Origin of the sequence: Flavobacterium maritimum (genome assembly GCF_040049085.1) — a bacterium.
In the GTDB taxonomy this organism is placed as follows: domain Bacteria; phylum Bacteroidota; class Bacteroidia; order Flavobacteriales; family Flavobacteriaceae; genus Flavobacterium; species Flavobacterium maritimum.
In genome coordinates, this window is the sequence record NZ_JBDLZY010000002.1 from 248,368 (window position 1) to 261,421 (window position 13,054).

At 35.8% G+C, this 13,054-nt stretch carries 14 protein-coding genes; 13 read left to right on the forward strand and 1 reads right to left on the reverse strand.

The window, feature by feature from the left end:
* Position 1 precedes the first annotated feature (1 nt).
* Genes ABEB23_RS05160 through ABEB23_RS05175 form a run of 4 tightly spaced genes read left to right on the forward strand, consistent with a single transcriptional unit; the run spans position 2 to position 2,440 of the window.
* Positions 2–433 (forward strand): PaaI family thioesterase, encoded by a 432-nt coding sequence (locus ABEB23_RS05160; protein ID WP_348811353.1) that lies wholly within the window; start codon positions 2–4, stop codon positions 431–433.
* 8 nt (positions 434–441) lie between these two features.
* A complete protein-coding gene (locus tag ABEB23_RS05165; protein WP_498371352.1) occupies positions 442–651 on the forward strand; it encodes a DUF2798 domain-containing protein in 210 nt (69 codons plus the stop codon).
* A gap of 8 nt (positions 652–659) precedes the next feature.
* Entirely contained in the window at positions 660–1,910 is a 1,251-nt protein-coding gene (fabF, locus tag ABEB23_RS05170; protein WP_348811355.1) for a beta-ketoacyl-ACP synthase II, read from the forward strand.
* An 11-nt stretch (positions 1,911–1,921) separates the two neighbouring features.
* Positions 1,922–2,440: a DUF6438 domain-containing protein gene (locus ABEB23_RS05175; RefSeq protein ID WP_348811356.1), complete on the forward strand. Its 519-nt coding sequence runs from the start codon at positions 1,922–1,924 to the stop codon at positions 2,438–2,440.
* Between the two features lie 10 nt (positions 2,441–2,450).
* Here ABEB23_RS05175 and ABEB23_RS05180 read toward each other — a convergent pair whose 3' ends face one another.
* Positions 2,451–4,556 (reverse strand): sigma-54-dependent Fis family transcriptional regulator, encoded by a 2,106-nt coding sequence (locus ABEB23_RS05180; RefSeq protein ID WP_348811357.1) that lies wholly within the window; start codon positions 4,554–4,556, stop codon positions 2,451–2,453.
* A 196-nt stretch (positions 4,557–4,752) separates the two neighbouring features.
* Between ABEB23_RS05180 and ABEB23_RS05185 the strand changes: the two genes are divergently transcribed.
* The 9 genes from ABEB23_RS05185 (at position 4,753) to ABEB23_RS05225 (ending at position 13,051) form a co-directional block, all read left to right on the forward strand.
* Positions 4,753–5,286, forward strand: coding sequence for an HD domain-containing protein (locus tag ABEB23_RS05185; protein ID WP_348811359.1), 534 nt, complete (start codon positions 4,753–4,755; stop codon positions 5,284–5,286).
* 70 nt (positions 5,287–5,356) lie between these two features.
* Positions 5,357–5,974 carry a cysteine hydrolase family protein gene (locus tag ABEB23_RS05190; protein ID WP_348811360.1) on the forward strand — a complete coding sequence of 206 codons (618 nt, stop codon included), beginning with the start codon at positions 5,357–5,359 and terminating at the stop codon, positions 5,972–5,974.
* A gap of 255 nt (positions 5,975–6,229) precedes the next feature.
* Positions 6,230–7,135, forward strand: a complete 906-nt coding sequence (locus ABEB23_RS05195; protein WP_348811361.1) for an alpha/beta fold hydrolase — start codon at positions 6,230–6,232, stop codon at positions 7,133–7,135.
* A gap of 17 nt (positions 7,136–7,152) precedes the next feature.
* A complete protein-coding gene (locus tag ABEB23_RS05200) occupies positions 7,153–8,007 on the forward strand; it encodes an alpha/beta fold hydrolase (RefSeq protein WP_348811362.1) in 855 nt (284 codons plus the stop codon).
* A 49-nt stretch (positions 8,008–8,056) separates the two neighbouring features.
* Positions 8,057–9,112, forward strand: a complete 1,056-nt coding sequence (locus tag ABEB23_RS05205; protein WP_438861666.1) for an alpha/beta hydrolase — start codon at positions 8,057–8,059, stop codon at positions 9,110–9,112.
* 192 nt (positions 9,113–9,304) lie between these two features.
* A complete protein-coding gene (locus ABEB23_RS05210; RefSeq protein WP_348811363.1) occupies positions 9,305–10,075 on the forward strand; it encodes an alpha/beta hydrolase in 771 nt (256 codons plus the stop codon).
* A gap of 397 nt (positions 10,076–10,472) precedes the next feature.
* Positions 10,473–10,886, forward strand: a complete 414-nt coding sequence (locus ABEB23_RS05215) for an OsmC family peroxiredoxin (RefSeq protein WP_348811364.1) — start codon at positions 10,473–10,475, stop codon at positions 10,884–10,886.
* Positions 10,887–11,116: 230 nt separating this feature from the next.
* Positions 11,117–11,695 (forward strand): TetR/AcrR family transcriptional regulator, encoded by a 579-nt coding sequence (locus tag ABEB23_RS05220; protein WP_348811365.1) that lies wholly within the window; start codon positions 11,117–11,119, stop codon positions 11,693–11,695.
* Positions 11,696–11,842: 147 nt separating this feature from the next.
* Entirely contained in the window at positions 11,843–13,051 is a 1,209-nt protein-coding gene (locus ABEB23_RS05225; RefSeq protein WP_438861667.1) for an efflux RND transporter periplasmic adaptor subunit, read from the forward strand.
* The last annotated feature ends 3 nt before the right edge of the window (positions 13,052–13,054 follow it).

Sequence of the window (13,054 nt, forward strand, 5' to 3'; positions counted from 1 at the left end):
AATGAGTTCAGACCCCCTAAACTTTCTAATTCAGCATAAAGACAAAGTAGTAAAAAACTCCCCCTCTCCTTTTATGGATTGGCTAATGCCTACTGTTGTTTTGGCCGAAAAAGGAAAATTGATTTTTCAGTATAAAATAAGAAAAGAAATGACCAATCCTTTTGGCACGTTACACGGCGGAGTGACCGCTGCAATAATGGATGATGCAATTGGAGCTTCCTTAATTACTTACGGTGAACCCGATTTTTACATCACTGTGAATTTAGCGATAGATTATTTTGGAACGGCAAAAGAAGGCGATATCATAATTGCTGAAACTTTCATCACCAAAAAAGGAAAACAAATAACCAATGCATCCTGTGAAATTTGGAACAACAACCGAACAAAACTTCTAGCAAAGGGATGCTCCAATCTAATAAAGCAGTATATATAAATAAATTTATGAAAAAGAAAATTGCATTTTCGATGATAATGGCAATGATAACCACTTTTATCATATCATTTCTCCTAATTTCCATCAATGTTGGGTTTGGAGACAAGTTTATGGTAATATGGATCAAATCTTGGGCTATAGCTTATATAATTGCTGTTCCCGCCATACTTATAATTGCACCAAGGGTTGAAAAACTAGTGAATCTAATAATTAAATAAGAAAATTTATGAAAAGAGTAGTTATTACAGGGATGGGAGTCATTTCTCCAATAGGCAATACTATTAACGATTTTTGGAAAAATATTGTATCGGGTAAAAGTGGAGCAAACGAAATTACCAAATTTGATGCTGATAAATTCAAAACACAATTTGCTTGTGAGGTTAGAGATTTTAATCCTGAAGAGTATATAGACAGAAAGGAAATTAAAAAATATGATCTCTATACCCAATATGCCATTGCTGCCAGCGAGCAAGCTATTAAAGATGCTAAACTGGACTTCGAAACGATGACTGATGATGAAAAAACGGATATTGGCGTTATCTGGGCGTCTGGAAATGGTGGGATTGCAACTTTTGAAGAGCAACTCCATGAATTTCATCTTGGGGATGGTAGACCACATTTTAATCCGTACATGATTCCTAAAATGATTGCAGATATAGCAGCGGGGGTAATTTCAATCAGACATAAATTGTATGGGCCAAATTATGCAACGGTATCGGCATGTGCTTCTTCAAATACGGCCATTGCAAACGCGTTTGACACCATCCGACTGGGAAAAGCAAAAATCATGATTGCGGGAGGTTCTGAAGCTGCCATTACAGTGGCATCTGTTGGTGGGTTTAATGCTGCTCATGCACTTTCCAAAAACAATGAAAACTTCAAAACAGCTTCCCGCCCATTTGACAAAAACCGTGACGGATTTGTAATTGGCGAAGGAGGTGGAGCCCTAATTTTAGAAGACTTAGAAAACGCTCAAAAAAGAGGAGCAAAAATATATGCAGAAATTGTTGGCAGCGGAATGGCTGCAGATGCTTATCATTTGACCGGAACTTCCCCTGATGGTTATGGCGCTTATCTCGGTATGAAAAAAGCCTTAGAAGAAGCCCAAATAAAAACTACAGAAATCGACTATGTAAACGCTCATGCTACTTCTACAAATATTGGGGATTTAAGTGAAATAATCGCTATTAAACGATTATTTGAAAACGAACCAATTGATGTAACAGCTACAAAATCAATGACGGGACATCTCTTGGGGGCAGCGGGAGCTGTAGAAAGTATCATTAGTATTCTTTCAATAAACAATAATACTATACCAGCGACTATTAATACAGAAACACTAGATGAAGCCATTCCGGAGAGCATACATATTGTCTTAGAAAAATCTCTTGAAAAAGAAGTAAATTACGTAATGAACAATACTTTTGGCTTCGGAGGGCATACGGTCACAACCATATTTAAAAAATTCAATAACTAGAAACCTAACCGATGTTTAGAAAAACCATATCCCTAATTTTTATAACCAGTTTCTTTTGGAATTGTGCTCCAAAGCCTAATACAACAAGCAGTCCCGAATTTGAAAAAATAATTTTTCATACTTCAGCCTGCTTTGGAGATTGCCCAATTTATCATTTGGAAATTAAAAACGATAAAAAAGTTAAGTTAATTACTGAAAAATCATTCCGGAACAGTAAACTGAAGATAAACGAACCTGAAACCAGAATTCCTAACTATATGGTTGGAACTGTAAACGACACTACCTTTAACCGGTTAACAACTGAATTGAATGCTGTTGGTCTGGAATCCCTTGAATTTGATGGTGCTACTTGCTGCGACAGGCCTCTAATCACAATTATAGTGTACTATAATGGTAAAAGAAAATTGCTACAATCTATGTTCCCGCCTGAAAAAGCTAACAGGCTGATTGAAATTTTGTATGAAGTTTCCAAATCTGCTGGTTATCAAAAATCAAATGATGTATTTACTATAGAAGCAGTCCATAAATAAAAAACACTATTTATTGATAAATTTCACTTTTTGTAATTCCTAACTTTTTAATTTTGGAGTAAAGTGTTGTATGTGGAATTCCTAAAATTTTAGCTGCGCCGTTAGATCCGAAAACTTTACCATTACAGCTTTTAAGGACATCAATTATATGCTGCTTTTCATTTTCATCTATTGTCTTGGTTCTATTACCAATTTGTTCATGACCTTGAAAGTTTTCGTTACTAGGCAGAAAAACATTTTTAATTACACATTCATTAGCCATTAAAATACTTCGCTCTATAACGTGTTCCAGTTCCCTGACATTACCGGGCCATTGGTAAGCCTTAAGTTCTGCCATTGCCGGTTTAGAAATGCCATTAACGTCCTTTCCAATAGATTTTGAAAATTTAGAAATAAAATGCGAAACTAAAGCCGGAATGTCTTCTCTACGATGCTTCAACGGTGGCAGCTGTATTGGAAAAACATTTAATCTGTAATACAAATCTCTCCTGAACTTACCTTCTTCAACCTCTTTAATCAAGTTTCTGTTGGTTGCCGTTATAATTCTCACATCTACTTTTATGGTTTCCTTACCGCCTACCCTCTCAATTTCCCTTTCCTGTAGGGCTCTCAAAAGTTTCATTTGCAGTTTTTGAGGCATCTCACCAATTTCATCTAAAAAAAGTGTTCCTTTATGAGCAAGTTCAAATTTTCCAATTCTTCTTTCTATAGCTCCCGTAAAGCTCCCTTTTTCGTGACCAAACAACTCGCTTTCAATTAAATCAGCTGGCAAGGCTGCGCAATTTACTTTCACCATTAAATTATTTTTCCTGGGTGAAGAGGTATGAATAGCTCTGGCGATTAATTCTTTTCCAGTACCGGTTTCCCCTAAAATTAAAACCGTGCTGTTTGTAAATGCTACTTGAGTTAAAAGATGAAAGACCTTCTGCATTTCTGAACCGAAACCAATTATATCGCTGTATTTATTTCCGGTTGCTACTTCTTCCAATAAATAGGACTTTTCATTTTCCAATAGTTCTTTATAATTCAGTATTTCCTTTAACTGACTCGCAATCTTTTCATTTGAAATAATATTCGACAAAGCTATAGCCACTTGAGAACTAACTCCTTTTAACAAATCAAGTACAGGATTAATTTCAAAATCTTCCGTAGGTTGGACAAACAAACAACCGAGCTCATTTTCTGCTACCCGAAGCTCAATCCCAATTATTTTTTGGATTCTCTTTTTTTTCCAAAATTGAGCATATAAAGGAAGTGGCTCTTCGAGATTTGCAATATCAAAAATTACAGCGGAGTCGGAGCCTAAAACCTTATTAAATATACCATCATTTATATCATAATCTTTATCGGCAATATTTTTAAAACCAGCGCTATTTTGTGTTCTACTGGAAACACCTAATAAAAAAGCCCTATGCGTTTTTCTGTCTTCATTCATCAGGATAATTCCAAAACTTTTCAAAGAAAACAGTTCTTTGAATCGGTTATTGATAACCTCAAATAATTCATCCTTATTTTTAACCATTGCCATCTGGTTGCTCAATGAAAGTAAAATGGATTGCTCGCGTTCCTTTTTCTCAATTTCTTCATTTGAAATTACATTTGAAACCGCCGATGAAACATGGCTTGAAATATTCTTAATTAACCTTCTGTGCGATTCCGGGAAACTTCCCTCTTTTTCCGAAAGCAAAACCATTGTTCCAAACACTTCCCCTTTGTGCAATAACCTAATTCCGGCAACCTCGCGAATTCCCGCCTCCTGCAAAAAAACAAAATGCTTCATCCCGTTTTGAATCAATTCGCTAATCAATAATACAACGGTCGACTCAGAATCCATAATTGTATTATGAAGCCCATCATTTATAGGATATTCACAAAAAGCAATATTATTGAAATCAGGATGTTGATTTGACTTATCACAGTGTTCCAAAAAAACTTTATAAGTACCTCTCTCTAAATTAAACCTTGTTATGGCTAAATCTGAAAAATTAAATACGTTCTTAAGTTTCTCCTGAATAAAATCAACCAAATCGATCTTGTTCCTTATCGAAGCGGTCGCCTGACTTATTGAAAGAAATAAATTAATTTCAGAATCATATAAGTATTTATCTTTCAACATAATAAGGCATTGTTAAACTAGTGAACAGATTTTGAAATTTACGATATTTTACCTATATATCGTAAATATTTTTCAAAATTTACGATATATCATAATTATAAAGACACTCAATGCTTCCAAGAACCCTATAAACACTGGAAATCTGATTTGGCACATTATTAGCCTACTTAGAGGCCTAAGACATTAATACTAAGCTATGAACTTGATTGTCGAAAATAACACCATTGATACAATACTACAGTCTTTTCAGTTGGAGCTAGGTAAAAATTATGTGCCTTACCGAAATCATGTTTACCGGGTTTACAATTTTTCTTTACCGTTTGTTAATTCAGAGGAAGAAACCGAAAAATTATCAATTGCAGCAGCCTTTCACGACATTGGGATTTGGACAAACAATACATTGGATTATTTAAAACCGTCGGCAGAATTGGCTAAGGCTTATTGCAAGAAGCAACTTTTAAACAACTCAACTTCTTTGGAAATTGAAATAATGATAGACAACCATCATAAACTAAGCCCTATTAAAGCCTCTAATCTTGCCGAAATTTTCAGAAAGGCAGATTTAACAGATTTGACTTTCGGTCTTATCTCAAATGAAAACAACAAAGAAAATATCGCGCAAATCAAGAATGTGTTTCCAAATAAAGGCTTTCATTGGTTTCTGGTAAAATTATTTTTCAGGAACCTATTTACAAACCCTTTACACCCATTTCCTGTTTTTAAATTGTAAGTAAATCGGATAGCCTCTATTTTTAGAAAACCTGCTTCAAACAAGTTATTAATCAAAAATTATATAAATCATGAGCTCTTATAATCCACAAAAAATGGCACTTGTGCTTGTTGATCCTTTTAATGATTTTCTTTCGGAAGGAGGAAAACTCTATTCATTAACCAAAGAAACCGTTGAAGGAACAGGAATGGTTAAAAACATCAAAAGTTTACTCAATACTGCCCGAGAGAAAAAAATCAAAATTATTTATGCTCCTCATCATCATACACAAAAGCACGATTACTTAAACTGGAAATTTATGTCTCCTTCACATTTGGGAAGCCAAAATATAATGCTGTTTGAAAAAGGAACCTGGGGCGCAGAATTTCACCCAGAACTCGTTGCTCAAGAAGGTGATCTGATTGCCCAAAATCACTGGACCGGAAGTGGTTTTGCCAATACGGATTTGGATTTCCTTTTAAGACAACACAACATAGATCATATTGTTTTAGCCGGAATGAAAGCTAACACCTGCATTGATTCTACAGCACGTTTTGGTGTCGAATTGGGTTATCATGTCACACTAATTAAAGACGGAATTGCTGCTTTTAATTGGGAGGAGATAAAAGCTACAGTTGAAACCAACTTCCCAAATTACGGGCATGTTCTTCTGTCAACCGAAGAATTTATTAAAAAGTTAAACGAATAACATGGAAACTTTTACAGAAAGTAATGCAACAACTTTTATCAATGCTTTAAAAGATGCGGAATATCAGGTTTGTTCTATGGCTCGCTGTTAATTTTCTGGATTTGCTAACTAAAGCCAATGTCACTGCTTTAGAACCTATCCGAAATAGTATACATCAAAATCTAAAGACAAATATCACAAATTGCTAAAGATATTGAAAAGAAAGCTCTAAACGGAATTTGGAAAAATAATACTAACATTCAAAATTTTTAAATTATGAAAAAGTCACTAAAAAAAATAGTTCTTCTGATTGCGATCCTAGTTTCCGGATTTCCGACTTACGCTCAAAAAGCATTTGAAACCAAAACCCAATTCGCTCAGCTTGAAGGAAGAATATTAGCTTATCGCTCCATCGGAAAAGGCAGTCCTATTATTTTTATTAATCGTTTCAGAGGCACTTTAGACACTTGGGATCCTCTCTTTTTGGACAAAATGGCTGAAAACTACAATGTAATTACATTCGAATACACCGGAATCGGATCATCAACAGGGACGTTACCCACAGATATTACAGTTGTATCCAAAGATGTAAAAGATTTAGCGGATTATTTAAAAATTAAAAAAACAGCAGTTTTAGGTTGGTCTTATGGTGGTTTGGTAGCTCAGGCCGCAACAATTTTATATCCTGATTTAGTCACTCATTCTATTTTGGTTGGAACCAATCCCCCTGGAAAAAATGAAATTCCATTAGAGCAAGCTTTTTTGGATGCTGCACTTAAGCCAATTAATAATTTTGATGATGAAGTCATACTTTTTTTCGAACCCAAATCACAGGCAAGTGTAACAGCAGCTAAAGCATCGCACGACAGAATTGCCAAACGTCTTGACGTATCAAAAATACCTTCCACTATGGAAGTCTTCAATTTATACTTTAAAGGCGGCGAAGGGTTTAGAGAAGACAAACAGAACTTCAGGGAACAATTAAAATCTGTTAAAACACCGATACTTATTCTTTGTGGAGATCATGACGTAAGCTTTGCGGTGGAAAATTGGTATCCGTTTACCAGACAACTGCAAAACGCCCAAATGATCACTTTCTTTCAGTCTGGACATGGGCCACAGCACCAATACCCAAACCTTACTGCAAAATACATTTCCGATTTTATCAAACTCAGTAAATGATTTAATAATCAACCACCATGGATACTCCAGAAAAAAAAATAACAGCAGTTGAATCTCCAACACAGTATGCAGCAATTCAAGATTATAGAATTGCTTACCGCTCAATTGGGGAAGGGCCACCTTTCATATTGAATAATCGGTTTAGGGGAAATCTGGACGATTGGGATCCCGCATTTTTAGATGCTTTGGCTAAAAAATATAAAGTATATACATTTAATTACAAAGGACTCGCTTCCTCTACAGGTACGCCACATGAAACTATTCTTGGTTTTGCAAAAGATGCCGTAGATTTAGCCGATGCTTTAAGTATCGACAAATTCATTTTAGGCGGATGGTCTTTGGGAGGTTGGGCAGCTCAGGTAGCCACAATAGAATTTCCGGAAAGAATCTCACATACTATCCTTATCGGAACCAAACCTCCGGGAAAAGTAAATTATCCTTTAGAAGAAATTTTCATTAAAACAGCTTACATCCCTGATTATACAATTGAACATGAAATAATTCTCTTCTTTGAACCTACTTCAGAAATCAGCCGTAATGCTGCAATAAAAAGTCATGAGAGAATCAATAAAAGAAAAGAGAAAGATCTAAAAGTAAAACAAGAACTTTGGGAATATTATGGAAAAGCACATGAAGATTACGCTAACGATCCTTACGATGCAAGAAATAAAATGATGGCATCCAAAATTCCTGTTTTAGTTATCTCTGCCCATCACGAAGTATGTTTTCCTCCTGAAAACTGGTTTGAACTTAATCAAAAACTCCCCACAGCACAGCTCATCACTATACCACAGGCTGGACATGGTGTGCATCATCAATATCCGGAAATGATTACATGTTACATTGAAACCTTCATTAAAAACACTCAATAGTCAATTATGAAATCAATAACAGTCATAAAAATATTTACAGGATTCTAACATGACTCTAATTACTGTATCCTGTAAAAAAGAAAACAATTCGCCTAACAATTCAAATAATGAAAATATGGAAGCAACTATGAAAAAAATTGCAGTTCAAAACTTTGCTACAGATCCTAACATAAATGTTGGGACAAAAGCATTTCTTAAAGTTTTAAATTCAGGGGGAACCCCTTTGGAAAAGTTATCGAAAGAAGATGCCCGAAATGTATTGGTTAATGCACAAGCAGCTGTAAAAGTAGATTTATCTGGTATAGAAGAAGCTGAAAAAACAATTGAAACAGATGGTCACACCATAAAACTAAATATCGTACGTCCGGAAGGCATAAAAGGACAGTTACCGCTTTTTATTTTTATACACGGAGGCGGGTGGATATTAGGAGACTTCCCGACCCATAAAAGGCTTGTAAGAGACTTGGTGGTGCTTTCCGGATATGCAGCAGTATTTGTAAATTATACTCCCTCACCTGAAGCAAAATACCCTCAAGCCATTAATGAAATTTACGCCGCTTCCAAATGGGTATCCGAACACGGAAGGGAGATAAATGTAGATGGAAATAATATGGCAATAGTAGGAAACAGTGTTGGAGGAAATATGACTGCCGCTACTACTTTAATGGCTAAAGAAAAAAACGGTCCGAAATTTAAAGCTCAAATTTTACTCTGGCCCGTAACAGACGTAGATTTTGAAACAGATTCCTATAAAAAATTTGCAACAGACCGCTTTCTTACAACATCAGTCATGAAATGGATGTTTGATCAATATACCACAGATCCAAAACAACGCAAAGAAATCTATGTTTCACCATTACAAGCAAGTATAGAACAACTAAAAGGTCTTCCCCCTACTCTAATTCAAGTTTCTGAAAATGATATACTCCGTGATGAAGGAGAAGCTTTTGGCAGAAAATTAAACGAAGCCGGAGTAATCGCAAGAACTGTTCGCTACAACGGAACCATTCACGATTTCGGGTTACTGAATGCACTCGCAGAAGAACCAACAACCCGCACTATGCTTGAACACACTGCCTCTGAACTAAGAAAATATCTGAAATAATTATAATCCGGAAAAATGAAAAAATAAATTTTAAAACGATTGGATTTGTGACCGGTGTATTTGCAAGCCATCATGGCCGGGATAATTGGAAAATTATATTTTGAATAAGATACAAGCTACTTTGCTAACGCTAATTCGGAAGATGTATGCCATATTTATAAAACCTCTATTACTCATTTAATATTTAATCTCATGACAAAATCAAAATCCATTATTCTCATACACGGAAACTTTGTAAACAACACAAGTTGGGCAAAATGGAAAAGCCGTTATGAACAAAGGGGATATACCGTTTACACACCGGCTAACCCAGGTCACGAAGGAACTCCTGCCGATTTAAGAAACCATGTTCACCCTGCACTTACTAAAACTGGGTTTATAGACGTAGTTGACAACATTTTGCGATTGATTGACAGCTTACCTGAAAAACCATTAATTATTGGACATTCAATGGCAGGTATGGCAGCAATGAAATTGTTGGAAATGGGCAAGGCAGTAGCAGCAGTAAGTATCGACGGTGCGCCGCCAAAGAATGTATTTCCCCCATTTGCGACATTAAAAGCAGTATTGCCTGCATTTGGATTTTTTTCTTCCAAAGACTATTTTATGGGAAGTCGAGACTGGTATGACAAATATTTTTTCAATACGTTACCCGAGGGAGAAAGAGCGAATGCTTTTGAAAGTTTTGCAGTACCCGAAAGTTATAAAGTAAGTCGTGAATTGGTATTGAACTCTTTTTCAAATATTGATTTTGGAAAACCACACGAGCCAATTTTATTTATTGGTGGCGGTAGTGACAATATTTTTCCTCCATCTCTTACAACAACCTTGGCAAACAAATATAAAGACAAAAAAAGTCGAGTCGATTTGAAGGTTTTTCAGGGCAAAAGCCACTTCATCTGTGGAGAGACAGGATGGGAAATGGTCGCAGACTATGTTTTAGATTGGTACGAGAAACTATAAACTTTTTTTTAGCTAATTCTTCAACGAAGTTTAGGTGCTGTAGCCATACATTCGGTTTCACCACAAGGTGTTTTATCATTTTACGAAGAGCAAAGAAAAGCTTACGAAATTAGTACCATTCCGGAATCAAGAAGAGCCTTGAGAGATCATTTGAAATCCGTAGAGAAAATTGACTTTAAAAAACCTCATAACCCCTTATTGTTTATATTGAGAGGCACTGATCACATTAAGCCGGCGGCATTAAATTACAGAAACTATGAATGCTACAGAAAAAATGGTTCCATAACCGATTATAAAGAATTTAAAAGGCACAATCATTATGCGTTAGCCTTGCTTAGGTTGAAGGGAGAAGCCGACAACATATTTAATTGGATAGAAAATAATTAAACTCAAAATCATGAAACGAAAAGCAACAGCTATTTGGAAAGGCTCGGGAATGGAAGGCGGTGGTTCTATTACTACACAAAGTAATGCCCTTAGCAATACCCAGTTATCTTTTAAAAGTCGTTTTGAAAATGGTATCGGTACTAATCCGGAAGAATTACTGGCTGCTTCTCATGCCGGTTGTTTTACAATGAAATTAGCCTTTGTGCTTAACGAATCAGGCTTTGTTGCCGAAAAACTTGAAACTATTGCCACGGTTACCCTGGAAAACGGGAGCATTACTTCATCACATCTAGAAGTTACTGCGATTGTTCCTAATATCTCTAATGAAACTTTTGAACAAAGTGTATCAGATGCAAAGGAAAACTGTCCAATCAGTAAAGCAATTAATGCTTTGCTTAGTGTTACTTCTAATTTGGCAAACTAAGGACTGACATTATATACAATTTGTCAGTCCTTTTTATTGAATGCGACATCGTGTAGGATCTTATTAATTATATCCGTCTGCGTCAATCTTGGCTCCATTGAAAAAAAACTAATTTTGATCATGACATTTTCAAAAAATGTATCTTTTGAAAAAAAAATCGAAAAAAAAATCAATTCTGAAACGCTTGTTTCAAAAATAGTTTTACATTTGCAAAATAATAATTAAGTCTTATGGCTCGCTGTGTAGAATTTAACGAGGTCGAAAAAATTGAAAAAGCAATGAATGTCTTTTGGGAAAAAGGATATAATGCTACTTCAATGCAGGACTTAGTGGACGCCATGCAGATCAATAGAAGCAGTTTATACAATACCATTGGCGACAAGCATCAGTTATTTATGAAATGCATTGGCAATTACTTTGATAATGCTATGCAGGAAGTAAGAGAAAAAGTGGCTAAAGAAACATCGGCCAAAGCAGCATTGATAAAAATTATCACTGATAAGGCAGACTGGGTTGTATCCTGCGACAAAGGATGTCTGGGGATGAAAACGATTTTCGAGATTGCTCCGGATGATTCCACTGTCAGAAATCTGATGAGTAAAAACAATGATATTTTCATAGAATTCTTGACTCAAACAGTTCAAAAAGCTATGGATGATGGCGAAATGGATGATTCCGAAGATGCAGCATTAATGGCTGAATATATTGCCACTTCTTTTACAGGCTGGAAGCAATCGTATATTCTTCATGAAAATCCAATCAAAATCAAAAAAATGTCAGAATTCCTGATTAAAAATATATTTAAATAACGTTTTTTTTTCCTAAATTCTGGAACGTTTATTTCAGAAAACATCATACAATTAGCATACGCATTTTTTAAATTACAGCATTGATTCTGAAACGTTTATTCCAGAATTATCGCTGCAGTAAATACTAACCTTTAAATAAAAAACAGCATGAATTCTGAAACGACTATTCCAAATAAGACATTATCTAAGACCATCTTAAATCCAATTCCAATCATGAAAAAATTCACAATTTTAAGCTTAATGGCTGTATTCTTAATCAGCTGTGCAGATAAATCTCAGGCACCTGCTGCTGCACCAGCTCCTCTCCTGCCTGTTATGGCAATAACAACTGAAAACACAACTACCGATGCTGAATACCCTGCTGCTATACAAGGAACTGTAGATGTGGAAATCCGTCCGCAGGTAAGCGGAAATTTAGACCGCGTTTTGGTCGATGAAGGCGCTTATGTTACCAAAGGGCAATCTTTATTCAAAATAAACGAACGTCCATACCGCGAGCAATTAAACAATGCTTTGGCCAGTCTTCATGCGGCTGAAGCGGCTTATATCAACGCGCAACTTGAAGTGGATAAACTGACGCCACTAGTGCAAAACAAAGTGGTTTCTGATTATCAGCTGAAATCGGCTAAAGCTTCTCAAAAAATCGCTGCTGCCAATATTGAGCAGGCCAAAGCAACAGCAGCATCAGCAAAAATCAATCTGGGATACACCACTATTACGGCTCCTGTAAATGGCTACATCGGAAGACTGCCGAAAAAACAAGGAAGTTTAGTTTCTGCTACAGATGTTGAGGCATTGACAACTCTTTCGGATGTTCACGAAGTGTATGCTTATTTTTCCTTGAGTGAAACGGATTTTATTCAATTTAAATCAAAATATACAGGAAACAGCATTGGCGACAAAATCAAGAAACTACCTCCTGTGACTTTGATATTAGCTGATAATAATGCTTATCCGCAAACTGGAAAAATCGATATGGTAGATGGACAATTCGATAAAACCACCGGAGCTATTACTGTAAGAGCCACTTTTCCTAATGCCAACGGAATTTTACGTTCTGGAAATACAGGAAAAATACGTTTAGGAATGCAGCATGACGATGCTATTCTGGTACCGCAATCAGCTACCATAGAAATGCAGGATAAAGTTTTTGTTTTTACGGTTAGCAAAGAAAACAAAGTAACCAAAATGCCTATTACAGTTGTAGGTAAAAGCGGTGCTAACTACCTTATCAAAGACGGTGTAAAAACGGGCGACCAAATTGTATTAAGCGGTATCGACAAACTTCAGGAAGGACAAGTAATTCAACCTGAAAAATCAGCAGTTAAAATTGCGCAAATCATTAACAAAAAATAATTT

Excerpts from the sequence above, each read along its gene's own strand:
- ABEB23_RS05160 (WP_348811353.1), top strand. The coding sequence starts at position 2 with ATGAGTTCAGACCCCCTAAACTTTCTAATTCAGCATAAAGACAAAGTA.
- ABEB23_RS05165 (WP_498371352.1), top strand. The coding sequence starts at position 442 with ATGAAAAAGAAAATTGCATTTTCGATGATAATGGCAATGATAACCACT.
- fabF (WP_348811355.1), top strand. The coding sequence starts at position 660 with ATGAAAAGAGTAGTTATTACAGGGATGGGAGTCATTTCTCCAATAGGC.
- ABEB23_RS05175 (WP_348811356.1), top strand. The coding sequence starts at position 1,922 with ATGTTTAGAAAAACCATATCCCTAATTTTTATAACCAGTTTCTTTTGG.
- ABEB23_RS05180 (WP_348811357.1), bottom strand. The coding sequence starts at position 4,556 with ATGTTGAAAGATAAATACTTATATGATTCTGAAATTAATTTATTTCTT.
- ABEB23_RS05185 (WP_348811359.1), top strand. The coding sequence starts at position 4,753 with ATGAACTTGATTGTCGAAAATAACACCATTGATACAATACTACAGTCT.
- ABEB23_RS05190 (WP_348811360.1), top strand. The coding sequence starts at position 5,357 with ATGAGCTCTTATAATCCACAAAAAATGGCACTTGTGCTTGTTGATCCT.
- ABEB23_RS05195 (WP_348811361.1), top strand. The coding sequence starts at position 6,230 with ATGAAAAAGTCACTAAAAAAAATAGTTCTTCTGATTGCGATCCTAGTT.
- ABEB23_RS05200 (WP_348811362.1), top strand. The coding sequence starts at position 7,153 with ATGGATACTCCAGAAAAAAAAATAACAGCAGTTGAATCTCCAACACAG.
- ABEB23_RS05205 (WP_438861666.1), top strand. The coding sequence starts at position 8,057 with ATGACTCTAATTACTGTATCCTGTAAAAAAGAAAACAATTCGCCTAAC.
- ABEB23_RS05210 (WP_348811363.1), top strand. The coding sequence starts at position 9,305 with ATGACAAAATCAAAATCCATTATTCTCATACACGGAAACTTTGTAAAC.
- ABEB23_RS05215 (WP_348811364.1), top strand. The coding sequence starts at position 10,473 with ATGAAACGAAAAGCAACAGCTATTTGGAAAGGCTCGGGAATGGAAGGC.
- ABEB23_RS05220 (WP_348811365.1), top strand. The coding sequence starts at position 11,117 with ATGGCTCGCTGTGTAGAATTTAACGAGGTCGAAAAAATTGAAAAAGCA.
- ABEB23_RS05225 (WP_438861667.1), top strand. The coding sequence starts at position 11,843 with ATGAATTCTGAAACGACTATTCCAAATAAGACATTATCTAAGACCATC.